This is a genomic window from Akkermansia sp. KLE1798 (assembly GCF_001580195.1).
In the GTDB taxonomy this organism is placed as follows: Bacteria; Verrucomicrobiota; Verrucomicrobiia; order Verrucomicrobiales; family Akkermansiaceae; genus Akkermansia; species Akkermansia biwaensis.
The window spans coordinates 1-21,902 of record NZ_KQ971086.1; the positions used below are offsets into that span (position 1 = coordinate 1).

A 21,902-nucleotide genomic window follows, 5' to 3' on the forward strand; every position below is an offset into this window, starting at 1 on the left:
TTTCCCCTCTTTCCCCTCTTTCCCCTCTTTCCCCACCGAGTCCCCGGCATCAGCAACCGGCATTCCGCGCCCCTCCATCACCACGATGAGGGGCGCGGAAGACATCAGAAGACCACGGCTACGCCCAGCGCCGCCCGGTGTTCCGTGTAGGATTCCCGGAAACAGGCCTGATAGGAGGCATAAATGGAGAGGTTTTCACTGCGCACGAAGCGCGACAGGAATTTGGCCTTGAAGGCCTGGCGGGCCGGAGCGTATCCGCTGCCCCTGTACCGGGACTCGTACACGGTGTCGCCGTCCCACCAGGTATCGTTGAAGGTGTGGTGGGGATTGTTGCGCCATATGTCCGGGCAGTAGCTGCCGGAAACGGCGTTGGTCCACATCATGCCGTTGGAGAAACGGATGGCGTGTTCCAGCGTCACTCCCACTTCAAGAGCCAGATTGTCGAACGATCCGCGGTTTTCCCACCTGGAGTCCCTTCTCCAGTATTCATCATCGTCGTCCCACCACCAGGAAGAGTCATAGCCTCCGTCGTCATAGTCATCCTTTTTCACCTTGTTGGAGGCATGCACATAGCTCATCCTGGCGAAAGGCGTGATGCTGAATGATCTGGAGAATTCGTAGCGCCATGCGGCCGACAACGCCACATTCCAGGTTTCCGTATCCCACGTGGAGTCTTCGTAGTTCATGCCGTGGTGGGCGCATTTGTTGTCCGTGTTGCCGAATCCCATGTTCATGGACAGAAGAAGATGGGATTTTCTTCCGGTCTGCCTGTACAGGGCTCCGTAAACGTTGACCATCATCGTATCCTGGTCGAATTTGTCGCCTTCCAGAAATCCGGAGGGATGGTCCGCCATTTCCTTGATGTTCTGGGTGCCGGACATAAAGCCCAGGGCCAGGCCGAGCAGCCCGCCCCGTCCGTTTCCGGATGTACAGTAGTCGTAGCCCAGGGCTCCGCCGCCGGCCGAATAGTCGAAGGCGGGATGCCCGTTCCTGACGCTGGCATCTCCGAAGCTTCCCATGCCGCTGAACCAGAAGCGCGATTGATTGCCGTCCTGAAAACGGTACACGCCCATCTGGGAGTCGATGGCGTCGGAGAAAGCCTGCATATGGCCCGTCGCCGCCCAGAGGGAATCCAGGCTGGTTTCAGGGCCGCTGTCCGGGAATTGGTTCACGGACTGGGCATGCAGCAGGGAGGCGCACCCGGCGGCGCTCAAACACCATGCATATAGGGAGGATAGTTTCATGGCAGGTATGAATGTTTTTGTTCAACAGGTTTGACGAATCAGCAAGGTTGCTACCCGGAAAGCGGAGCGAAGAGGCGGTTTTGTTTACCCCGGCTTTTTTTCAGAAAAAATCCTCCGCTTTTTCTTCCGAAGGGGACTTCCCGGAAGGCACCTCGGCAACGGCTTTCCGCCTGGCCCGGAACCATCAGTTCCATGCCTTTTATGTTCTCGTGGAAAGACCGTTGAACCAGAAATACGGCGCCATCCGCCAGGCGCGCCGCCGTTTGCCCGGACATTTCGGCGAACCGCTTCTTTAAGCTTTTCCTTCCGGGCCTTTTGTGGTATGGGTGCGGGAGCAATGGCGCAGTCTCCTGCCCCTTTATTTGCTGACTGTTTCAATTCATCCATTATTTGACATGTATACCCCCGAGTTCAAGAATATCCTGACGACCACGCTGAACGGCCTGCGCGAAGAAGGCCTGTACAAGGAAGAACGCTTTATCGCCTCCCAGCAGTATTCCCAGGTAACGCTGAAAGACGGCCGTTCCGTCATCAACATGTGCGCCAACAATTACCTGGGCCTGGCCAATAATCCGGAAGTGATGGAAGCGGCCAAGAAGGCGATTGACCAGTGGGGGTTCGGCATGGCGTCCGTCCGGTTCATCTGCGGCACCCAGACCCTGCACCGCCAGCTGGAGGAACGCCTTTCCGAATTCCTGGGCACGGAAGACACGATTCTGTTCCCCTCCTGCTTTGACGCCAACGGCGGCCTGTTCGAAGGGCTGCTGACCGCGGACGACGCCATCATTTCCGATTCCCTGAACCATGCCTCCATCATCGACGGGGTGCGCCTCTGCAAGGCCAAGCGCTTCCGCTACGCCAACAACGACATGGCGGACCTGGAAGCCAAGCTGCAGGAGGCGGACGCCGCCGGCGCCCGCATCAAGCTGATTTCCACGGACGGCGTCTTTTCCATGGACGGCATCATTGCCCAGCTTGACAAGATTCACAAACTGGCGGCCAAGTACAACGCCATCGTCCATTTCGACGACTGCCACGCCACGGGCTTCCTGGGCAGGAGGGGACGCGGCACGCATGAATACCGCGGCCTGTTCGGCAAGATAGACATCACGACGGGGACACTCGGCAAAGCCCTGGGCGGCGCGTCCGGCGGCTACGTTTCCGGCCCGAAGGAAGTGGTGGACGTCCTGCGCCAGAAGGCGCGCCCCTATCTGTTTTCCAACAGCGTGGCCCCGGCGATCGTGGCCGCGTCCATCAAGGTGCTGGACCTTCTGGAAGGTTCCACGGAAGCGCGCGACCGCGTGGAAGCCAATACCAAATATTTCCGCGACGCGATGACCGGCGCCGGCTTCACCATCGGCGGCAAGGACCACCCGATTTCCCCGGTGATGCTGGGGGATGCCGTCCTGTCCCAGCAGTTTTCCGCACAGCTCCTGGACGAAGGCGTGTATGCCGTAGGCTTCTTCTACCCCGTCGTGCCCAAGGGGCAGGCACGCATCCGCACCCAGATTTCCGCCGCCCACACCCGCGAACAGCTGGACAAGGCGATTGAAGCCTTCTGCAAGGTGGGCAAGAACCTGGGCGTCATTTCCTGATTTCCCGGCCCGCTCATGACTTCGGACGCATCACCCGTGCCCGGCGGCAACCTGCCGACACTGCCCGTGAAACGGGTGGTGCGTCCCACCCCTTCCATCCCGGACCATGAAGTGGTTCGCCAGATCGGCAGCGGAGCGTATGGAGAGGTCTGGCTGGCAAAAGCCCTGACGGGCGCATGGAGGGCCGTCAAAATCGTCTGGAGGGAGGATTTTGAGGACGAACGGACCTTCAACCGGGAGTTTGAAGGCATTCTTCAATACGAGCCCATCGCCCGCAACCATCCGGGCCTGGTGCACATCCTGCATGTGGGCCGCCACGACGAAGGCTCCCCCTTCTATTATTACGTGATGGAGCTGGGCGACGACGCCCGCACGGGAGTCCATATCAACCCGGACGAGTATATTCCCCGCACCCTCCAGACGGACAAGAAGTTTTCCGGCAACAAGCCCCTTCCCCTGGATTACTGCCTGGAGGTGGGCAGCCAGCTTGCCCACGCGCTGCTGTACCTGCACAGCAAGAACCTGACGCACCGGGACATCAAGCCCGCCAACGTCATTTTCGTGAACGGGCGTCCCAAACTGGCGGACATCGGCCTGGTGGCCCATCTGGACCAGCGCAGTTTTGTCGGCACGGAGGGGTTCATTCCTCCGGACGGTCCCGGAACCCGCAGGGCGGATGTGTATGCCCTGGCCAAAGTCCTGTATGAGATCAGCACCGGGAAGGACCGCATGGATTTTCCCGAACTGCCGGATGAATTGCCGGCAGGCACCGTGCAGAAAAAGTGGCAGGCGTTCAATACCATCATCTGCCAGGCCGCGGAACCGCGCGTGGAGGAATGCACGATCGATTCCGCGGAGGAGCTGGCGGAAAAGATAGACGCACTGAGAGGGTATGAAGTTCCGTCCCGCTTCCGGCTTCAAAAGAAAAACCGCCGCAAGTTCAAACGTACCTTCCAGCTTCTGGGGGCCGCCATTGCCGGCGGCCTGACGGCGTACTGGGGAGTCCTCTGGCTCAACGAACAACAGCACGCACAGGAACCGGACACCCCTGCGGAAGCGCATTCCCAACAGTCCGCTCCGGAGGAAGAGTCCAGGAACGGGTACGTGCTGGTCACCAGTTCTCCGGCGGGGGCGTCCGTCTATGACGCCGACGGGAATTATCTGGATGAAACGCCTTACGGCCCCATCGAATTGCCTGCCGGCACCACCGTCGTGTACACCATCAAGAAGTCGGGATTTGCGGACAAGGAGGAGACGGGGACTGTTGCAGGAGGCTCCACGCTGGCATTGGGAGGAGTCCTGAAAGAGTACCATCCGCCCACGGACGGCCAGCCCTGGAAGGATACGGAAGGCGTTACCTATCTTCCGGCGGAGACGCGCCACGTGGCGGAGACGCCCCTGACGGCCGCCCTGTTCAACAAGTTCCTGAAGGAAGACAGGCAGCAGGGCAATTTTCAAATGCAGCGGCAGCAGGTGCAGCCGGGCCACCCGGAAAAGGATCTGGCCCTGCTGACCCAGGACGGCATTACGGCGTACCTGGCGTGGCTGAACAAGAAGTGCGAACGGGAGGGGCTGCTGGGCAAGGAGTTCTCCATCAGCGCGGACCCGGGGCCTCAGGGTTCCGGACGGACGGACGGGCGGAACACGTACGTCCTGAACGTCACCCGCGTTTTCCAGGTTCCCATCACCGTCACGACCAACCCGCCGGGAGCCAGCGTGTTTTTCAACAACAGGCTCATCGGCAGGACCCCCATTGAGGAGTATGTCAACCAGGTGCCTTACGTGATTGAGATCAAGCTGCCGGGGCACGCCACGATGCGGCGCAGGGGGCTTGATCCCCAGGACCTGTACCTTTCCCTCCAGCTTGAACCGGACAAGTCCGTGGTGTTCGGCTCCCCCTGGACCAACAGCCTGGGAATGGACCTGGTGCCTGCGGGGAACAATACTCTGGCAATGGCCCATGAAGTGCGCGTCAAGGACTTCCAGCAGTTCCTGAAAGCCACGGGCCGCAAAGCCCCGGCCAAGCCGGGATTCCCCCAGGAAGACGACCATCCGGTGGTGAACGTGAGCAGGCAGGACGCGCGGGCCTTTGCCAGATGGCTCACCAACAGGGAGCGCGCCCAGGGGCTGATTGACCAGCATGATTCCTACCGCCTGCCCAAAGACGCGGAATGGAGCGCCTGGATGCAGCTCGGGGAGGAAAAGGGAGCCTCCCCGTATGAAAAAACGCTGCCGCATGACCATTCCAGGGAGGTGTTCCCGTGGGGGACTTCCTGGCCCCCGCCGAACGGAGCGGGCAATTTCGCTGACCAGTCCGCCCTGATTTATCTTCCCTCGTCCCGCGTGATCGTGGATTACGAGGACGGGCAGCCCTATACCGCCCCGGTCAGGTCGTTCCCCCCCAACCGCTTGGGCCTGTACGACCTGGAAGGCAACGTGATGGAGTGGGTGGACGACAATTACGGAGGTCCGGAAAGCCTTCCCATACGCAGCCACGGCGTGGCCCGCGGCGGCAGCTACCTGTCCTTCCGTCCCAAGCAGCTCACCACCGGCATCCGCACTCCGCTGCCGGAAAACACGCGGGACGATGCCCTGGGGTTCCGCCTCGTTCTTTCCTCGGAACGTCCGCCCGCTCCTCCGGCTCCCTGACGAAGAAGGCCTTTTCTCCCGGCGGGGCCGCACCATCGCAGCACGGCTCTCACCCGGACCGCGGCTTTCCGGGTTCTCCCGCTCAGGAAAATGTTTGAAAGGGGGGCGCATTGTGCTACCGTGTCGCTGCACCGTTTTCCTCATGAAAATCATCGCCATCGCCAACCAGAAAGGGGGAGTGGGAAAGACCACCACGGCTATCAACCTGGCCGCCGCCCTGGCCCAGCTGAAAAAGAAAATTCTCGTCATTGACCTGGACCCGCAGGCCAACGCCACCAGCGGCCTGGGCATCGACACCCGGAAGACGGCCAGCCTGTACCCCGCCCTGCTCCACCAGATTCCTGCGGAACAGTGCATCCGGCCTTCCGGCAGAAAACGGCTGGACATTATTCCCTCCACCATGGACCTGGCCGGCGTGGAGATAGAGCTGGCGCGGGCCGGCGACCATCTGACCAGGCTCCGGGAGACGCTCGCCCCGCTGCGCAAATCCGGTTCCTACGATTACTGCATCATGGACACGCCCCCCTCCCTGGGCGTGCTGATGACTTCCGCCCTGGCCGCCTGCGACGAAGTGCTCACCCCCCTCCAGTGCGAATGGTTCGGGCTGGAAGGCCTTGCCAAGATTCTGCACGTGACCGCGCAGATTTGCGCCAGCGGAGCCAATCCCCACATCAGGCATGAAGGCGTCCTGATGACCATGTACGACGGCCGCACCAACCTTTCCCGGCAGGTGATCGAACAGGTGGGGCAGCACCTCCCCAAAATGCTGTACAAGACGGTCATCCCCCGTTCCATCAGGCTTGGCGAAGCGCCCAGCTTCGGCCACACCATTTTCGAGCACGACCCCTCCGGCCCGGCGGCGGAGGCCTACCTGAAGGCGGCGCGGGAATTCGTCAAGCGCCACAAGTCCTGAATACCGTTCCGGCCTTCCGGGGGCGGAACAGGCATTCACCTTGACTTGCCGGGAGCGGCATAGGAAAATGCCCGCAGTTTCCGTTTCCCGAATTTTTCCCATGCCAGCAAAAGAAGGCCAGACAGACGCCGCGCCCGGGACGACAGGGCAAGCCCCGCCTCCCCCTCCGGCGACAGGCCTGGAAGAGATTCTGCCCGGCAGGCCTCCGCTTCCCCATGCGGAGGAGAAGGGCGCGTTTTTCGTCTATCAGCGGGAGCTGGCTCCCGGCACGCGGCTGGAGCAGTATGAAGTTCTCAGCGTCCTGGGCAGCGGCGGCTTCGGCATTACCTATCTGGCCAAAGACCTGTTCCTGAACAGGAACGTGGTGATCAAGGAGAATTTCCCGGCAAGCTGCTCCTACCGCGACCCGCTGACCGGCCATATCAGGCCCAACAACGAACACGACCTGGAGAATTACACCTGGGCCCTGAAAAGCTTTTTGAGCGAAGCCCAAACCCTCGCGGAACTGAACCACCCGGGCATCGTCAGAATCCTGTCCGTGTTCGAGGCCAACGGCACGGCCTACTTCGCCATGGAGCACATCACGGGCCTGTCCCTGGATTATTTGGGGGAAAAGCTCCACACCACCGGCCACCGTTACACGGAAGACGAACTGAAGGGCCTGCTCACCCGCCTGCTCCGCATTCTGGAATACCTGCACGCCAGCCACATTTACCACCGGGACATCAAGCCCGGCAATATCCTGCTGACGGAGGAGGGAACGCCCGTTCTCATCGACTTCGGCGCGGCGCGGCATGCCCTGAAGCTGCACACCGCCACTGTTTTGACCACCCAGGGGTACTCCTCCCCGGAACAGGCCCTGGGCAAGACGAACATAGGCCCCTGGAGCGACCTTTATTCCGTGGGGGCCACCTTTTACGCCCTGCTCACCGGACATCCTCCGGAACGGGCGGAAGTGCGGCTGGCGGAAGACGCGATGCCGCCCCTGCACAGCAATCCGCATCTGATGCGCCTGTATTCCCGCCAGTTCCTGCTTTCCCTGGACAAGGCGCTGGCCCCGCAGATCAACTGCCGCTACCAGGACGCACGGGAGTGGATCAACGACATCTGCTCCATTTCCGGGGAGGAATCCTCCGCCACCATCCAGCTGACCCGCGCGGAGATCAGCAGCGCCCGGCCGGCGCACCACCTGGGCGCTGCAAAAAGTTCAGATAAAAACACTCCTTCCGGAAGGGCCACGGGCACTCCCTCCGCCGCCCGCAGGCTTTCCGCCCGCACCATCAGGCGCAACCGCCAGCTGATGTACCTGTTGGTGGGCAGCGCATGCACGCTGCTGGCGGGCGCCGCGGCGTTCTACCTGCTGGATTACCTGAAACAGGCCCCCATGGGCACGACGATCAACACGATCAAGGACGCTATCCAGCAGCCCGCCGCCAACGGACTGGAAAAACTCCCGGCCATTCCTCCGCGGGACCTGGCCTCCATCCGCATTCCGGAACTGAGAATCGCGGAAGACGCCTCCCTGGAAGAGCGGAAAACGCCCCGGTTCCAGCTCCGGCTGGACGACAGCATGCTCAGCAGCTCCAGCCTCCCTTCCCCCCTGCCGGAAGAGCTGCGCATTTCCTGCATTTACCTTCAGATGTCCTCTTCCCCGGACGGCAGGGAGGACCTCTACCTGACCATCCGCGATTCCAACGGCGCCCTGGTGGACCGCTCCCTCAACCCCATTCCCTCATTCACGGTTCCCGGCCAGTCCACCACCACGTTTTTCTTCCCGGCCCTCCCCCTGCTGTACACGGACCGGACGTACACGTATGCCTTTGAAACGGCCGCCCAGCAGCCAGTTCCCGTGCAGATGGCCTGTTTGAAGGGAGACCCGGCCCGGACGGAAGAGGCTTTCCCGAAAATCCGCATTATCGCGGCCCCGGCCATTCAGGACGAATCCCTGCGAGAAGACCCAGCCTACCGGGAGCTGATGCGCCAGGTTTCCTCCCCGGCATCCGGCCGCAGCAGAACCGCGGAACGCCTGAAAGTGACGGCGGACAACATGGCGGCGGTGGAACAACTGTCCAGGGAAGGCTATCCCGTCGCCCAATATGCACTGGCCAAGGCGCTGATGGCGCCGGATTTTCCCGGAGGCCCCAGACCGGAAAACGGCGTGGAATGGCTTTACCGGGCCGCCACGGGAGGCTGTTATGAGGCCATGAAGGATCTGGGCGTCATGCTCATGGACATTCCCTCCTACTTCCCCGGACTGCCCCAGCAGCCACCCCTGGCCAGAAGGGATTACGCCCAGGCCGCCCGCTTTTTGAGAATGGCGCTCCAGTACAGGGACCCGGAAGCCGCGTACCTGCTTTCCCTGATGTATTCCCAGGGCTGGGGAATGCCCGTTTCCACGGAACTCTCCCGCCTGATGATGGAACGCCTCAACGGCTCCGGCTACCTGACGTCCAGCCTGAACCTCCAGTCGGCCATTGCCGCCTGCTGGCTTCCCCTTCCCGTGGAAGCGGGGAGTTCCACCACCCTGAGATTCACGGTTCCCGGCCCCTTTGCCCCCGCAGCTCTCCAAGGCGTGACCCTGCACAATACGTGCAAGGAGCAGTCCTTTTCTTTCAGCAAGCTCAACGTGCTTCAGAACGGGCGTGTCGTGCTGGACATTTTCGCCCCGCAGAAAGTCGCCCCCGGGCAAAGTTCCAAGCCCATCGGCATTTCCATTCCGGAGGGATTCCTGGCGGACACCACACTGCCCCTGGAAGTGGAAATTCTGCTGGTTCCCGGTTCCAGCTGCGGCGTGGTGGAATTGCCGCTCCCGGTAGAGAAAGAGCGACCGTGAAAGGAATCCGCTGTTCGTCAGTTCCTTCCGCAATTGTTCCGGCCCGTTCATTTTCACGAAAGCTTCTTGCTTCCGTTTGAGGAAATGCTAAAAGAGAATCATGACTCCCCTGACCTGCATGCGCCGCCTAGTTCCCCTGCTGGCGACATTCCTGATGATTTCCTGCGGCGATCCCTCCGTCTCCTACTGTAAAAAGGTGGCCGATATCAATGCGGAATATTCCGAAAAAAGCGACGCACTGGCGGAACGGCTCCTCAAGCTGAAGAAGAATCCGACTCTTCCGGGCCTGGAGGAAAGCAGCCGACAGGCGGCCAAAATACTGAAGGACCGGGACGAAAACCTTGCAGACCTGAGCACCAGGGACGTGGACCCGGACCTGGTCGCCTTTGTGGAGGAAGACAGGAAACTGTTTGCCCGCGGAAGAGAACTGGCGGAACACTACCAGCAGTATTTTGAAAAATACCTCAAGGGAGGCCCCGAACTGACGCCCGACCCTGTACGCGCCGCTTCCAAAATAGGCCGCGGACGCCAGGAAGTGCGCAAGATTCTCAACGCCGCACGTACTCTGGAAGAAAGAGCGGAAAACCTGCGGAAAGAAAAGTCGGCCGCCTACGGCACGGAACTTCCTCCCCTTCATTTCCGCCTGCCGGACATGAAGGAATTGCTCTCCAACCGTTAACTCCCGGCATGAAAAGCAGATGGCACTTTTGCCGCGCGGCTCTCCTGTCCCTGGCATTCCTGCCCGCGGCGCAGGCGCAGCCGGAGACAGGACCATGGGAAGCCCTTTTCATGGGAATGTCCCTTTCCCAGGGAAAAAACCGCCCGGGCATTTCCTTTTCCTTCCGGCTCACGCCTCAAGCGGGGTATGTTCCGCTCATTCCCCTGGCCTCCGATGCATTCACGGCTACCGACAGCACCGGAAAGGCTCTTCCCTGCCTGCGCATTAATTTCTCACATTACCCGGACCCCGCCGGCACGGAAGATTATACGGTGGACATGTATTTATCATCCGATTCCCTGCCGGATGCACGGGCCACGTCCGTTTCCCTGAAAGGAGCCATTCCCGTTCTGGCGGCGGACAAAAAGCAGGCGCTTCCCTGGCAGGCGGTAACCCTGGGCGGAGACGCCGTTTCCATCCCTCTGCCTGAACGGGACAGGGAAGGAAAGAAAAAAAGCATCACGGTCAAGGCCCAAGTCCATGAAGGGATGGTTCCCGTGAAAGGATTCACCTATTGGCGGCTGACCATTACCGGGGATGAGGACATTCTTTTCCATTCCCTTTCCCTGAAAGACCACGAAGGAAAGGAGCTCCCTCCGGACGCCCGCCATCACAGCCATTTTGGCAGTAAATCCGGCCATCAATGGGAAATGGACTGGCTTCATGCCATCCCCGAACAGGAAAAGACCCTGCTCGTCCGGATTTTCTACCTGTCCGGGGAAAAAACCATGAACATTCCCATGAACCAGACAATCGGGCTCGGGGGTCCGATATCACCACCTTCCAACACTCCCACTCCATGAAAACCCTGCTGCTGTTCCTTTCTCTCTCCTGCCTGGGCGCCGCTGCGGACAAGGCGCCTCCGCCACCGCTCTGCCATCTGGAATTCGACTCCTTCTCCCTGGGCGTCAACAGTACGACCAAGGAGCCTTATTGCATATTGTCCCTGAACGGAAGGCCTCTGGAACACCTCAGTGTGGTCTCCATATCCAAGGAAAGGCCTTCCGATCTTTCCGTCACGGACTCCACAGGAAAAACCTATGCATTGAATCAGGTTCTGATTGAGCCGACGGGGGAAAAAGAATGGAACCGGGAAAAAGAGTTCCATCTGCGCTTTTTTCTTTCCGAATGGCCGTCGGAACATGCGGAATGGCTCCGCATCCGGGGAAATGTCTCCGTGGTGTGCATCAAAGCCTCATCCCTGGATCCGATGGAGGTCGATTTGCTTCATCCGGGAGAAGCGGAAATTCCCGTGGTGGGGAACGACATCCCGCAGGACGACGTTGTGGATCCGGCCCAAACGGAGTTCCTGACATTATCTGTAGACAAGAGTAAAATCAGGAAAGAGGGCGACTACCAATGGAAATTCAGCCTGGGCCACCGGGACAGTTTCCCCTACTGCGGCATGGAACTGGAAGACATGCAGGGGCGGCCCATTCCCTTCAAACATTTTACCGGAGGAATGTGCAGCGGCGGCGGCGGAACGACATGCTCCGAATTTTTCATCCTTACCCGCCCCTATGAACGACTGAAGGTGCGCATTTTATATGCCGATCCCCGCAACATTGAAATCAGGCAAGTGCCTGTTGACATCAGCGTGGGGATGGGAGGCCTCCTCAACAAGGGAAAAGTCTTTCCAGCGGAATAAAAACATTCTTCCCGTCCCCGGCCAGCCATCACGCCGCCCTCACCCAACCACCCCGGAGAACATGCCATGATCCAGATTTTTCCCTAGGCAGGACTGCCAGATTCCTTTGTTTGCAACTCTCTCATCCAACTCCCATTCCCTATGAAATTCCTGCTGCTGCTTCTGCCGCTTTCCTGCATGGCCGCTCCTGCGGACAACGCCCCCCTGCTACAAGACTCCCGGACGGGGTTCGCATCCTTCCGGACAGGTACGGACCACACGGAAAAGAAGAAATACTGCATGATAACCCTGGACGGGACATACCGGGGGAAAGCCAGCATCGTCCCTGCAGCCGGGAAACAATTCCCCGGCCTTTCCATTACGGATTCCACGGGAAAGACCTATACGCCGGACAATGTTCTGATTGCCATGAAGGCAGAAAAGGGACCGAATCAGGAAAAAGAGTTCATTATCCAATTCTCGTTTTCCGAATGGCCCCCGAAAGATGCGGAGTGGCTGCGCATCCGGGGGGAAGTACCCGCCACCTGTACGGAATATTCATCCACGGACCCGGCAGAGGTCGATTTGCTTCACCCGGAAGAGATAAAAATACCGCTTCCGCCAAACAGCGGCCGGCAGGATGATGACATTGCCGACCCCGCCCGGATGCAGTTCCTGACATTATCCATGAAGAAGCTGAAAGACGGGGACGGCGGACGGAATGGCACCGATGTCTGGGAATTCCTGCTGGCCTACCCGACCGATTTCCGGTACCGGGATCTGCAACTGGAAGACATGCAGGGACGGGCCGTCCCTGCCGGTATGCCGCCCTCTCTTTACGGGTTCAGCGCCAGCGGGGGAGGAGGAACGTCCACCTATGAATATCTCGTTCTCCCGCGCTCCCGTGAAAAAATGAAGGTACGGATTCTGTATCTTGATCCACGCAAGTTCGAGACAAGACATATACCCGTCGACGTAAGTTTGGGAATGGGGGGCCCGCTCAACGAGGGAAAAAGAGAACCCTGACATAACCGCACCCTTCCAACTGAATATTTATGAAGCCCATCATTCTGCTGTTCATGATTCTTGCGGGTGTTTTCCCCTGCCATGCCTCCGGTACTCCAGAAAAAACGGAGGACGGGAAGCCTGTGAAGTTTTGCGGCTTCCTGCTGGAGCAAGCAGGCCGCCGCCAAAAGATTACTTTCAATTTCCTGGCATTCTTTTCCGGGAAAAGGATACCTTTCTCGCCATCCGCTACGGAAGGATTGAAGATCACGGACTCCCAGGGAAAGAGACTGCGGGTGTCACGCATTTTTGTAGATCCCGTCCTGGACTCGGAGGAGGAAAGAAAAGACAACATGGGCTGGAACGGGGCAGCCGCCATTTCCATTGAAACGGATACCCCGCCATCCGCCCAGGCCGCCTGGGTGGAGATATCCGGACACGTTCCTTTGCTGATGGCCTCGGAAGTGTGCCAGGCTCCGGTTTCCGGTCTCACCGTAAACGGAGAGGAGATTCATTTCTCCCTTCCGGAAAAAAAGGAGATCGTCGGGGATAACTCCGTCCATATCCGGGCGCGCCATTACTTGGCATCATGGGGCGGTCCTCATTTGGCATGGAAGCTTTTCATTCGCGCCCCGGATTTTTTTACCATTCATTCCCTTTCCCTGACTGCACCCCAAAGAGGGAATACACCGCCTGCCTCCTATAAAAAATTCAACAGCCTCCGTCTTTTCGAAAAAATACTTCCGGAATGTTTCGTCTTCAACATTCCGGAGGAGGAAACCACCATGCAGCTCCATCTCTCCTATTTTGGAAACCTCCAGCCGGAAAAACTCCCCATCCATTGCCGCGTCAGCCTGGGAGGGGAAATTTTCCAGAACCATTGACAAACCGGCCGCCTCCATGAAAACGTTACTGTACCTGGCGATTGCTTTCCTTTTTCCCTGCTCCTTCGGCGATCCGCCTCCCGCCCTTGAGGGAGCGCACATGGAATTTGAATCTCTTGAAATTATTACCGACAATGATGTTCCCTGCATGAAAATTACATGCAGCGTCACCCACACGGCAAAAGAATCCTTCATGGAATTCCCTCCAAAAGCCTTTCTTCCGCTGAATATCGTTGATTCGACAGGAAAAAGGCTTCTGCCCGAACGTTTGACGGTTAGAAAAAATTTCCTCGAAAGAGAAAAAGATCGTCAAGGCAACCAGTTCCATGTGATTCTTTTTTTCAAGGAACTCCCTGCCAAAACCGCCACATGGATCCATATCCGCGGAAATGTTCCACTTCGCTGCTGTTCCCTCTCCTCTTCCATTCCCAGAGAACTTTTCTGGCGGGACGGCATGGAGGAAGAGTTTTCCGTCATAGACAGTGAAATGGTTCCGGAAGGCCCGGTAGCGGACCTGGCCGCATGCAAGAGCGAACCTGTCAGCCTGGGAGCCAGGCTTCTGCAAACCTACAGGAACAATTCCCAATTATGGAAAGTCCGTTTGAGTGCCATAGCCACCTTCCGTTTTTATGACTTGGAGCTTCTTGATGAACAGGAACGCCATGTCTTCTTTACTTCAAACCTCCCCAGCGTTTTTGCCGGAGGGGGAGGGGCCGGTTATTCCATGGAATACGTGTTCCCGCGAGCCTATTCCCGCCTGCAGGCCAGAATTCTTTACATAGATCCCGACAAGTTTAAAAATAAAAGCCTCCCATTCAACCTGACCGTCGGCCTGGCGGGAACTCTCAGCAAGAGACAGGCGCCATTGGCCAGGTAACTGCCCCTTCCCTACGAAAATATCTTATGAAAACAACCGCATTCCTCCTGTTTTTTCTCTGCGGCTCCCTTTCGTCCCCCGCCGGGGACGGGGAAAAAGATTTGCCGCGGGACAGTCTCGTCTTCTCGGAAATGAGGATTGTCCATCAGAAAAACGACAAATCCCTGACGCTGTCCTTCAAGCTGTCCTGCTCCGGTGGAGGGGTTCCCCTGACGCCCCCGGATGCACGCGGTCTGGCAGTAGTTGATTCCACGGGAAAAAAGCTCGGCATTCGGAACGTGCAGGTCACTCCCGAATTGTCCTATGAAAATGATTCCTTCCATTCGCCGGAGGGAAAAGCGGAGCTGAGCATCCAGACGGACTCCCTCCCCGCCGTTCAAGCCGAGTGGGTGCGGATTTCAGGGAGCATTGCCATTCCCATGGGCCGGAAAGTGCTGAAATTTCCGGCACAGGAAATTGAAGTTGAAAAAGATCCGACCATCATCCGGCATCCAAAGACCGGAAATCCCATCCACCTCAGGATTTCATCAGCCGGACAGGAAACGAACGGCCCCTTTCTTTGCGTCGATATCGGAAACAGTACTCCGGCTATTCTGCATTCCATTACTTTTCAAAATCCGGACGGAACGTTTCTTCATCCTACAATGATGGGGATGCCTGCCAGATACAATCCGGAAAACAGAAAGCCTCTCCAACTTCCCTATTTGTTCCCGCCAAATACCAGGACCCTCCTGGTGACGCTTTCGTACTTTGACGAAAGCGGAACAACGGACATCCCCGTCAATTTCAACATCGGATTTGACGGGAGCGCCTCACCCTTAAAGAAAATGAATCCATGAAGCTCCTGTTTTCACTGATTGTTTTTTCCGTTTTCTCCCTTTCATGGGGAAAACCGCTCCCCATTCTGAAAGGAACCGGGGTGGAACTGGCGCCGTTGGACACCTCCCGAGAGTCCGTTTTTTTCAATTTAAACATCAGTTATAAAAATGCCCCGGCCGTTCTGGACGCCAAAAAAAGCCTGGACCTTACGGATATCAACACGCAGGGAGGCAATCTGGACATCCGGAATTCCTCGGGAACGCCGCTGAACCCCAGATCCATTTATATCACTCTGGATTCCTACAACCGGAAGGAAGAATCCGGAACGTTCAACCTGGGGGTTTCCCTGGAAACGCCCCTCCCTCCCAAAACCCGCTGGATACACATTAAAGGAGAGGTGCCGCTCATGTGTTCGCACCTGTTTTCCCTTCCGGCGGAAGACCTGGCTCTGAAAGAAGGGGAATCCTGCGACATCCTCCTGTCATTTCCTCCCTTCCTTAGGGACGACGGCGACATAGCGAAAATGGAATCCATGCAACGCGTAACCCTTACCGCGACCCACAAAAAGGAGAAAGGGAAGTGGACCATCATCCTGTCCCATCCTGAGGATTTTCCCTATACCTGCATGGAATTTTTCGACGAAAAAAACCGTCCCATTCCCGTACAAACAGATAAATCCTTTTATTTTTTCAGCGCCGGCACCGTCTCCCGTCCCATCACCTGCACTTTTCCGGAAGATTACGGCCATGTACGCGTCAAGGTCCTGTACGAACAGAAACGGGAAGTCCGGCTAATGCCCATCGACCTCACCGCAGGGCTGGGCGGCATCCATGAATCAAAAATGCCGCCCATGAAAAAATGAATGGTTTTTTTCAGAAGCTTTCCGCTAAAAAACAAGGCATCTTTTCCAAAAACAAGATTGACACCGGAAGGCCTTTCTCCTAGTATCCGCGCACAGCATCAGCGGCGGGGTAGCCAAGTGGTAAGGCAACGGTCTGCAAAATCGTCATTCGCGGGTTCGATTCCCGCTCCCGCCTCCAAGATGCTGCAAAAACCGGTTCAAGTCGCGTTCGTCTAGCGGTCTAGGACTCCCGCCTTTCACGCGGGCAACACGGGTTCGAGTCCCGTACGCGATGCCAGTTTTCTTTTTATCTTATTCCTTGAACAGGAACTTTTTACGCCATTCGCAAGGTATGTTTCTGGCTTTTCCGGCCCGCTGTGCTATAGTGTGAACGCAATGACCGCCCAAGACAGCATTATCCTGAACGGCGCCCCCTATTTTCTGGCGGAACCCTGTTCCGTCATACGGCTTCTGGAACTCCTGAACCTGAAAGGAAATCCGGTGGTGGTGGAACACAACGGTTCCGCACTCCTGCCCCGGGATTTTTCCCGTGTTACGGTTGTTCCGGGGGATACGGTAGAAGTGGTCTCCATCGTTGCCGGCGGCTGAGTTTTTCATCATCAATATTTTATACTTTACTTCACCCATGCCGACCATCCATGTCATGTCTCCCACTCTTGCCAGCCAGGTGGCGGCGGGCGAAGTCGTGGAACGGCCGGCCTCTGTCGTCAAGGAGCTGGTGGAGAACAGCCTGGATGCCGGGGCCAAGTCCGTGCGGGTGGAAATCCGCCGCGGAGGCGTGGGCCTGATCAGGGTGACGGACGACGGATGCGGCATGAGCCGTGAAGACGCCAGCCTCTGTGCCAAGCGCCACGCCACGAGCAAGCTTTCCTCCCTGGAGGAACTGTTTGAAATCACCCATCTGGGTTTCCGCGGAGAGGCCATCCCCAGTATCGCCAGCGTTTCCCGCTTCAAGCTCTGCACCAGGCAGCAGCAGGCCCTGGAAGGCTGGGAAGTGCGCATTGACGGCGGGCTGGAGCACGAACCCCGGAGCTCCGGGGTGTCTCCCGGCACCGCCATCGAGGTGGCCGACCTGTTTTACAATACTCCGGCGCGCCGCAAGTTCCTGAAGTCCGCGGAAACGGAAGCTTCCCATGTTGAACACCAGATACGCCTCCATGCCTTGGCATTTCCCCAGGTGCGCTTTACCTACAGGAGGGACGACCAGCTGGTGTTCGATCTTCCGGCCACCACGGACCTGCGGGTGCGCATTTCCGCCTTGACGGACCCCGCCACGGCGGCGGCCCTGATTCCGATAGATGCCACTACCGGCCCCGGCATTTCCGTCAGCGGCTACCTGCTTCCTCTTTCCGAGGCCAGGCGCACCAGAAAAGGGCAGTATGTGTTCATGAACACCCGCCCGGTGGAAGACCAGCTGATCAACCGGGCCATCCGGGACGGTTACGGGGGCTTCCCCACGGGACTGCATCCGGCCCTGTTCCTGTACATGGAGGTGGAGCCTGCCCTGGTGGACGTGAACGTCCACCCCGCCAAGAAGGAGGTGCGGTTCCGGCGCGCCGCCGATGTGGTGAATACCATTGTGGAGGCGATTGCCAACACCCTTCAGCGCCATGCCCGGCAGGAAACCCGGCCGGCCGCTCCGGCGCCGGACGAACAGCCTTCCGACCCATCCCCTGCGCCCGCTGCCGCCGGAAGCGGAACCGCGGCAACGACCTCTCCCTCTTCTCCCGCACCTGGTTCCACGTCTAAAATTCCGGTGTTTCCCTCTCCTTCGGAACGCCCCCAGGGTACTTCGGGAATATCTGCGGTCCTTCCCGTCCGGCCCATTTCCCTGAAACAGGTGCCGGCCACCCAGGGGCGGCTGGATTTTCAGGACAAGGCGTGTTCCCGTCCGGATGCCGCGCCAGGCACGGAAGGGAGGGCGGAAAAGGACCTTTCCGCCGATTTCAAGTATCTGGGGACTCTGCATCAGCAGTTCACCCTGTTCGAGACGCCGGAAGGCCTGGTGCTGATGCATCCCAAGGCCGCGCGGGAGCGCATCATTTTTGAACGGCTGCGGGCGCACAGACAGGCCCCCATGCCTTCCCAGCACCTGCTTGATCCGGTGATGCTGGACCTGGACCCCCGGGATTTCGCCGTCATCCAGCAGTTTGCGCCCCATTTTGACCAAGCCGGGCTGACGGTCACGCCCTTCGGCCAGAATACCATCAGGATAGAGTCTATTCCGGCCCTGCTGGAACTGGACAACGCCAAGGCGTTCCTGCTGGAGCTGGTGGACCGCCTCACCCAGTCCGAGTTCAGCCGCAACGCCAAACGCATGGCGTATGAAACGTTCATTGCGGAGATTGCCAGGAGGTCCGCCTGGAAGGAACGCATTTCCCCCCACCGCGCTCCGGCCATCCTGAAGGATTTGCTGGCCTGCGAAGTTCCGTACTGCACCCCGGCGGGCAAGCCGACTCTGGTCAATTATTCCATTCCGGAGATCAAACGGAAATTCGGCATGCAGGCATGACGGAGTAAAAGGGATTATTCATCCGGCCCGGAGAGGCGTCCGCGGGCGCCACGGTACACCCCGCGGCATACGGCCCGGAATTTGGACGGGCTCCAGGCGTCATATACTGCGATGAGCACTCCGCACAAGGCGGCGTATCCGGCGCATGCCGCCCATCTGAAGATGGGGGAATCCGGATGCTTGAGCCTCTGGAGCCACGCCCAGTTGCGCACCTTGTAGTACAGGCGGCGCGCATCCAGCCCCGGTTCATAGTAAAAGGCCTTGCCCGCCAGTTCCACGCGCACCAGCCCGGTGGCGGGACGCGGATGGTGGAGAATGGAGCCGCTGACCAGATAAGTGCGGAATCCCGCGCGGGAAATGATCCACGGGTATTCCTCGTCTTCCCCGCGGATAAAGAGCCCGGCGGTCGGCCCCCGGACCTTGTCATGGATTTGACGGGGAACAAGGGCTCCCAGAAAGGCGCCCCCGGTCGGGAAAAAAGGCGCTTCCGGTAGGGCGTCGCGGCTTGTTACATGAATGCGCCGTCCGTCCTTTTCGTCCAGGAGCACCATGGGCCAGGAGAGTTCTCCGCCCTGTTTCAGGTCCACTACCTTGCAAACCCTGACACACGGCCATTCCATGCCGTCCGTTCCGAGTCCATGGGACAAAAGGCAGGCCAGGGCGTCCGGCTCCGGCCAGGAGTCGTCATCCAAAATCCAGACGGCATCCACATCCGGGAAGGAAAAAGCGCGTTCCAGCCCCCGGGCTATGCCGCCGGCATTTCCCGTATTTCCGGGCATGTCGATTATTTCCAGCATGAACGGATAGGCTCCGGCCTCCGCCTGTTCCTTCACGCCGTCCAGGGAACCGTCTCCGGCCCCGTTGTCCGCCACCACGACGCGGTGAGGCGGAACAGTCTGCTGCGCCAGTTTCTGCAAGCACATTTCCGTGAGGGAGATTCTACGGTAATGTGAAAAAATGGCGCAGATTCGTTCCATGAGATAACGAGAAAAGGATAAGGGCAAAAACGGAGAAAGCAATCTCTTTATCCCCCGCAAGGCCTGTCCCGGGGGCGCGTCATGCGGACGCAGGAAGCTTGCTCTTGGCAAGTACCCCCACGGCGGTTATAGTGCTTGGGCCTTTTTCCTGTCCGCCCATGCCAGAACCAACGTCCAGCAAACCTTCCGCTCCGCGCATTGCAGAAACCGCCGCCGGCAGGATACTGACGGCATTGCTGGCCCTGTTTTATACCGCCCTGGCCACCACCGCGGCAGGCGGGGAATGGCACACCCTGTTCATTCCGTCGTGTTTTCTGACGGCCGCGCTGCTAGTGTTCTGCTTTTGCCTCATACGGGGATATAAAGTGCCCAGCCCCGGCCTTGCCGGATGGCTGGCTGTGGGACTGGGGGGAGGCTATTTTTTCCTGAGGGCCTGGTTTTCCCCCTGGTTTTACGAGAGCGTGGCGGACCTGACCCTGATCGTGACCGCGCTGGTGATGTTCATGGCAGGCGCCTGTGCCGGAGCCGGCAACGGGAGCAAAAGCACCCTCCCGACGCTGGCGGCAGTCCTGGGCCTGCTGAATGCCGCACTCTGGGCCTACCAGAACATGGCGGGGACGGGAGCTTCCTGGTTCAGGCCGGATTATTCCCTGTTCGGGACGGAAACGGATGGAACCGGGTTGTTCGGATACAAGAATTTTTCCGCGCATTTCCTGTCCATTACCGGTTTTTTCCTGTGCGCCTGGAGCATGGCCAGCCTCAAAAAATGGGGAGTCCATCTGTTCGCGGGATTTCTGCTTGTGGCTGCCTCCTTCACCTGCGATTCCCGCGCCGCTTTTCCGAATGCCCTGATTGGGGTGACGCTCTGCTTTTTTATCTATACTTCCAGCGTTTTCCGCAATAACAGGAAGTTTTATACGGCTGCCATCCTGTTTTTCCTGCTGCTTTTTTTCAGCACGGCCTACGTCGTTCTGGACCTGACGAGCGGAGCGGGCAGCCTGACGTCCATTCTGGATGTTTTCACTTTCGGCAACCGGATTACCCTTTCCAAACTGGCGTGGTCCCTGGCGGAGCAGGCCCCGCTTTTCGGCCACGGCAGCCGGATGTTCACCAATCTGGCCGTGGAGTTTTTCCCGTTTCCCAATGTTCCCAATTTCACCCATCATGAGTATGCACAGGCCGCCTGCGATTACGGATACACCGGACTCGCCGTGATGCTTGCCCTGCTGCTCCTGTTTATTTCCCTGGGCTTCCGGAGCGTACTCCGGCTGGCGGCCGAACATCCGCAGGTCAATCCCCTAGGGCCGGCGGCCTTCTGCGCGCTGTGCATTGCCGCCGCCCACGCCTACGGAGAGTTCATCTGGCACAATCCGGCACTTGCGGGCGCCGCCTCCCTGTGCTGCGGCCTTTCCTGCACCGCGTCCTTCTCCAGGATCAAGGCTTCACGAACCGGAGGACGCCTGGTTCTGGGAGCAGGAGCCTTTCTACTGGCGGCGCTGTCCGTGTGGTATGCCTGCCTAGCCTTCCCGACCTGGAAAGTATCCTGGCAGGCGGTTCCCGCATCTTCTCCCGATGGCATGCCCATGCTGGAACAGGCGGCCGCCGCCAGCCACGACCCGGACCTTGTGCGGCGCAATATCCTGCATGCCGCAGGGAGCTCCCCGCCTCCCGGTCCCGGACGGCTCCGCCAACTGGAGCGGCAGATGGAACGGGCGGAATTGCTCAGTCCGGGCAATCATGCCCTAGTGGCGACCAAGGGGCTGCTTTACATGCACCAGGGGCGCTACGGGGAAGCGGAAAGGCTGCTGCGCCCCTATGTGTCCTTTTCACGGTTTGACGACCGCTTGTATGCCTGGACTACGACTTACGCCAATGTTCTGTATGCCTGGTGCATTTCCACCGCCCCCCATTCCCCGGGCAAGGCCCTGTCCATGGCGCTTGCAGTAAAAGGCCTGATGGAGAAGCAGGTGAGATTCTGGAACTATTACCGGATAGAGGATGCCGCCATGCGGCGGGAACACGCCCAGCGCAGAAATGAAGTGGACATGGTGATCCAGACGCTTCAGGCCCGCGGCGCGGTTCCCGACGATTCATGGAAGGAGTAGCAGTTTTCCCCGCTTCTCCCTTTTCTTTTTCCCCGACGGCGGCTGTTTCACGGGAAAATCCCATGGCCCGGAAAAGGGCCATGGCCGTCTGCCGTCCGGCGCAGGAAGATAAGGAAAACTTGGTACGGATTGCGTGACGGAGTCTCCATGAAAACGGTATTTTCCCAGAAAAAACTTCACTGGCAGCTGGAATACTGTCATGGATGATACCCTTGTAACCGGCAACAAATCTCCGGTCCGGAGCGGCAAAACCGGAGCGATGATGGATTTTTGATTTAACAG

The 21,902-nt window shown here is 58.8% G+C and carries 18 protein-coding genes and 2 tRNA genes; 17 read left to right on the forward strand and 3 right to left on the reverse strand.

Annotated features, from left to right (window positions below):
- Positions 1 to 104 precede the first annotated feature (104 nt).
- Positions 105 to 1,244, reverse strand: coding sequence for an autotransporter outer membrane beta-barrel domain-containing protein (locus HMPREF3039_RS08230; RefSeq protein WP_082770281.1), 1,140 nt, complete (start codon positions 1,242 to 1,244; stop codon positions 105 to 107).
- A 395-nt stretch (positions 1,245 to 1,639) separates the two neighbouring features.
- On the opposite strand from HMPREF3039_RS08230, the gene kbl reads away from it, so the two are divergent.
- The 9 genes from kbl (at position 1,640) to HMPREF3039_RS08280 (ending at position 13,468) form a co-directional block, all read left to right on the forward strand.
- On the forward strand, positions 1,640 to 2,839 hold the full coding sequence (gene kbl / locus HMPREF3039_RS08240) for a glycine C-acetyltransferase (protein ID WP_067573326.1): 1,200 nt from the start codon (positions 1,640 to 1,642) through the stop codon (positions 2,837 to 2,839).
- Between the two features lie 15 nt (positions 2,840 to 2,854).
- Positions 2,855 to 5,488: an SUMF1/EgtB/PvdO family nonheme iron enzyme gene (locus tag HMPREF3039_RS08245; RefSeq protein ID WP_067573328.1), complete on the forward strand. Its 2,634-nt coding sequence runs from the start codon at positions 2,855 to 2,857 to the stop codon at positions 5,486 to 5,488.
- Positions 5,489 to 5,630: 142 nt separating this feature from the next.
- Positions 5,631 to 6,401, forward strand: coding sequence for a ParA family protein (locus HMPREF3039_RS08250; protein WP_067573330.1), 771 nt, complete (start codon positions 5,631 to 5,633; stop codon positions 6,399 to 6,401).
- Positions 6,402 to 6,501: 100 nt separating this feature from the next.
- Positions 6,502 to 9,234, forward strand: coding sequence for a protein kinase domain-containing protein (locus HMPREF3039_RS08255; protein WP_067982804.1), 2,733 nt, complete (start codon positions 6,502 to 6,504; stop codon positions 9,232 to 9,234).
- Between the two features lie 100 nt (positions 9,235 to 9,334).
- Positions 9,335 to 9,913 carry a hypothetical protein gene (locus HMPREF3039_RS08260; RefSeq protein WP_067573334.1) on the forward strand — a complete coding sequence of 193 codons (579 nt, stop codon included), beginning with the start codon at positions 9,335 to 9,337 and terminating at the stop codon, positions 9,911 to 9,913.
- 8 nt (positions 9,914 to 9,921) lie between these two features.
- On the forward strand, positions 9,922 to 10,755 hold the full coding sequence (locus HMPREF3039_RS08265; RefSeq protein WP_067952070.1) for a hypothetical protein: 834 nt from the start codon (positions 9,922 to 9,924) through the stop codon (positions 10,753 to 10,755).
- Positions 10,752 to 11,600 (forward strand): hypothetical protein, encoded by an 849-nt coding sequence (locus HMPREF3039_RS08270; protein ID WP_067573338.1) that lies wholly within the window; start codon positions 10,752 to 10,754, stop codon positions 11,598 to 11,600. Before HMPREF3039_RS08265 ends, HMPREF3039_RS08270 begins: the two co-directional genes overlap by 4 nt.
- A 141-nt stretch (positions 11,601 to 11,741) precedes the next feature.
- The gene (locus tag HMPREF3039_RS08275; RefSeq protein WP_067573340.1) at positions 11,742 to 12,605 is read left to right on the forward strand and encodes a hypothetical protein; all 864 of its coding nucleotides are present in this window, start codon (positions 11,742 to 11,744) and stop codon (positions 12,603 to 12,605) included.
- Between the two features lie 29 nt (positions 12,606 to 12,634).
- On the forward strand, positions 12,635 to 13,468 hold the full coding sequence (locus tag HMPREF3039_RS08280; protein ID WP_067573342.1) for a hypothetical protein: 834 nt from the start codon (positions 12,635 to 12,637) through the stop codon (positions 13,466 to 13,468).
- A 25-nt stretch (positions 13,469 to 13,493) separates the two neighbouring features.
- On the opposite strand, the gene HMPREF3039_RS13805 is transcribed toward HMPREF3039_RS08280, so the two are convergent.
- Positions 13,494 to 13,796 carry a hypothetical protein gene (locus HMPREF3039_RS13805; protein ID WP_147550215.1) on the reverse strand — a complete coding sequence of 101 codons (303 nt, stop codon included), beginning with the start codon at positions 13,794 to 13,796 and terminating at the stop codon, positions 13,494 to 13,496.
- On the opposite strand from HMPREF3039_RS13805, the gene HMPREF3039_RS13810 reads away from it, so the two are divergent.
- From HMPREF3039_RS13810 to mutL, 7 genes are all read left to right on the forward strand, one after another.
- Positions 13,797 to 14,345, forward strand: coding sequence for a hypothetical protein (locus tag HMPREF3039_RS13810; RefSeq protein WP_147550218.1), 549 nt, complete (start codon positions 13,797 to 13,799; stop codon positions 14,343 to 14,345).
- Between the two features lie 26 nt (positions 14,346 to 14,371).
- The gene (locus tag HMPREF3039_RS08290) at positions 14,372 to 15,184 is read left to right on the forward strand and encodes a hypothetical protein (protein ID WP_067573346.1); all 813 of its coding nucleotides are present in this window, start codon (positions 14,372 to 14,374) and stop codon (positions 15,182 to 15,184) included.
- The gene (locus HMPREF3039_RS08295; protein WP_067573349.1) at positions 15,181 to 16,026 is read left to right on the forward strand and encodes a hypothetical protein; all 846 of its coding nucleotides are present in this window, start codon (positions 15,181 to 15,183) and stop codon (positions 16,024 to 16,026) included. The genes HMPREF3039_RS08290 and HMPREF3039_RS08295 overlap by 4 nt, the downstream gene beginning before the upstream one ends.
- Before the next feature lie 103 nt (positions 16,027 to 16,129).
- A tRNA-Cys gene (locus HMPREF3039_RS08300) sits at positions 16,130 to 16,204 on the forward strand.
- Between the two features lie 23 nt (positions 16,205 to 16,227).
- Positions 16,228 to 16,303, forward strand: a tRNA-Glu gene (locus HMPREF3039_RS08305).
- Positions 16,304 to 16,401: 98 nt separating this feature from the next.
- The gene (gene thiS, locus HMPREF3039_RS08310; protein ID WP_067573351.1) at positions 16,402 to 16,614 is read left to right on the forward strand and encodes a sulfur carrier protein ThiS; all 213 of its coding nucleotides are present in this window, start codon (positions 16,402 to 16,404) and stop codon (positions 16,612 to 16,614) included.
- Positions 16,615 to 16,651: 37 nt separating this feature from the next.
- Positions 16,652 to 18,538 carry a DNA mismatch repair endonuclease MutL gene (mutL, locus tag HMPREF3039_RS08315; RefSeq protein ID WP_067573352.1) on the forward strand — a complete coding sequence of 629 codons (1,887 nt, stop codon included), beginning with the start codon at positions 16,652 to 16,654 and terminating at the stop codon, positions 18,536 to 18,538.
- A gap of 14 nt (positions 18,539 to 18,552) precedes the next feature.
- Here mutL and HMPREF3039_RS08320 read toward each other — a convergent pair whose 3' ends face one another.
- Positions 18,553 to 19,515 carry a glycosyltransferase gene (locus tag HMPREF3039_RS08320; protein WP_067573354.1) on the reverse strand — a complete coding sequence of 321 codons (963 nt, stop codon included), beginning with the start codon at positions 19,513 to 19,515 and terminating at the stop codon, positions 18,553 to 18,555.
- A gap of 158 nt (positions 19,516 to 19,673) precedes the next feature.
- Here HMPREF3039_RS08320 and HMPREF3039_RS08325 point away from each other — a divergent pair, with 158 nt between their 5' ends.
- Positions 19,674 to 21,620 carry an O-antigen ligase family protein gene (locus HMPREF3039_RS08325; RefSeq protein WP_067573356.1) on the forward strand — a complete coding sequence of 649 codons (1,947 nt, stop codon included), beginning with the start codon at positions 19,674 to 19,676 and terminating at the stop codon, positions 21,618 to 21,620.
- Positions 21,621 to 21,902 lie beyond the last annotated feature (282 nt).

What these genes read in the sequence shown, in the direction of transcription:
- HMPREF3039_RS08230 (WP_082770281.1), bottom strand. Translation starts at nt 1,244, where the DNA reads ATGAAACTATCCTCCCTATATGCATGGTGTTTGAGCGCCGCCGGGTGC.
- kbl (WP_067573326.1), top strand. Translation starts at nt 1,640, where the DNA reads ATGTATACCCCCGAGTTCAAGAATATCCTGACGACCACGCTGAACGGC.
- HMPREF3039_RS08245 (WP_067573328.1), top strand. Translation starts at nt 2,855, where the DNA reads ATGACTTCGGACGCATCACCCGTGCCCGGCGGCAACCTGCCGACACTG.
- HMPREF3039_RS08250 (WP_067573330.1), top strand. Translation starts at nt 5,631, where the DNA reads ATGAAAATCATCGCCATCGCCAACCAGAAAGGGGGAGTGGGAAAGACC.
- HMPREF3039_RS08255 (WP_067982804.1), top strand. Translation starts at nt 6,502, where the DNA reads ATGCCAGCAAAAGAAGGCCAGACAGACGCCGCGCCCGGGACGACAGGG.
- HMPREF3039_RS08260 (WP_067573334.1), top strand. Translation starts at nt 9,335, where the DNA reads ATGACTCCCCTGACCTGCATGCGCCGCCTAGTTCCCCTGCTGGCGACA.
- HMPREF3039_RS08265 (WP_067952070.1), top strand. Translation starts at nt 9,922, where the DNA reads ATGAAAAGCAGATGGCACTTTTGCCGCGCGGCTCTCCTGTCCCTGGCA.
- HMPREF3039_RS08270 (WP_067573338.1), top strand. Translation starts at nt 10,752, where the DNA reads ATGAAAACCCTGCTGCTGTTCCTTTCTCTCTCCTGCCTGGGCGCCGCT.
- HMPREF3039_RS08275 (WP_067573340.1), top strand. Translation starts at nt 11,742, where the DNA reads ATGAAATTCCTGCTGCTGCTTCTGCCGCTTTCCTGCATGGCCGCTCCT.
- HMPREF3039_RS08280 (WP_067573342.1), top strand. Translation starts at nt 12,635, where the DNA reads ATGAAGCCCATCATTCTGCTGTTCATGATTCTTGCGGGTGTTTTCCCC.
- HMPREF3039_RS13805 (WP_147550215.1), bottom strand. Translation starts at nt 13,796, where the DNA reads ATGGAACTGGTTGCCTTGACGATCTTTTTCTCTTTCGAGGAAATTTTT.
- HMPREF3039_RS08290 (WP_067573346.1), top strand. Translation starts at nt 14,372, where the DNA reads ATGAAAACAACCGCATTCCTCCTGTTTTTTCTCTGCGGCTCCCTTTCG.
- HMPREF3039_RS08295 (WP_067573349.1), top strand. Translation starts at nt 15,181, where the DNA reads ATGAAGCTCCTGTTTTCACTGATTGTTTTTTCCGTTTTCTCCCTTTCA.
- thiS (WP_067573351.1), top strand. Translation starts at nt 16,402, where the DNA reads ATGACCGCCCAAGACAGCATTATCCTGAACGGCGCCCCCTATTTTCTG.
- mutL (WP_067573352.1), top strand. Translation starts at nt 16,652, where the DNA reads ATGCCGACCATCCATGTCATGTCTCCCACTCTTGCCAGCCAGGTGGCG.
- HMPREF3039_RS08320 (WP_067573354.1), bottom strand. Translation starts at nt 19,515, where the DNA reads ATGGAACGAATCTGCGCCATTTTTTCACATTACCGTAGAATCTCCCTC.
- HMPREF3039_RS08325 (WP_067573356.1), top strand. Translation starts at nt 19,674, where the DNA reads ATGCCAGAACCAACGTCCAGCAAACCTTCCGCTCCGCGCATTGCAGAA.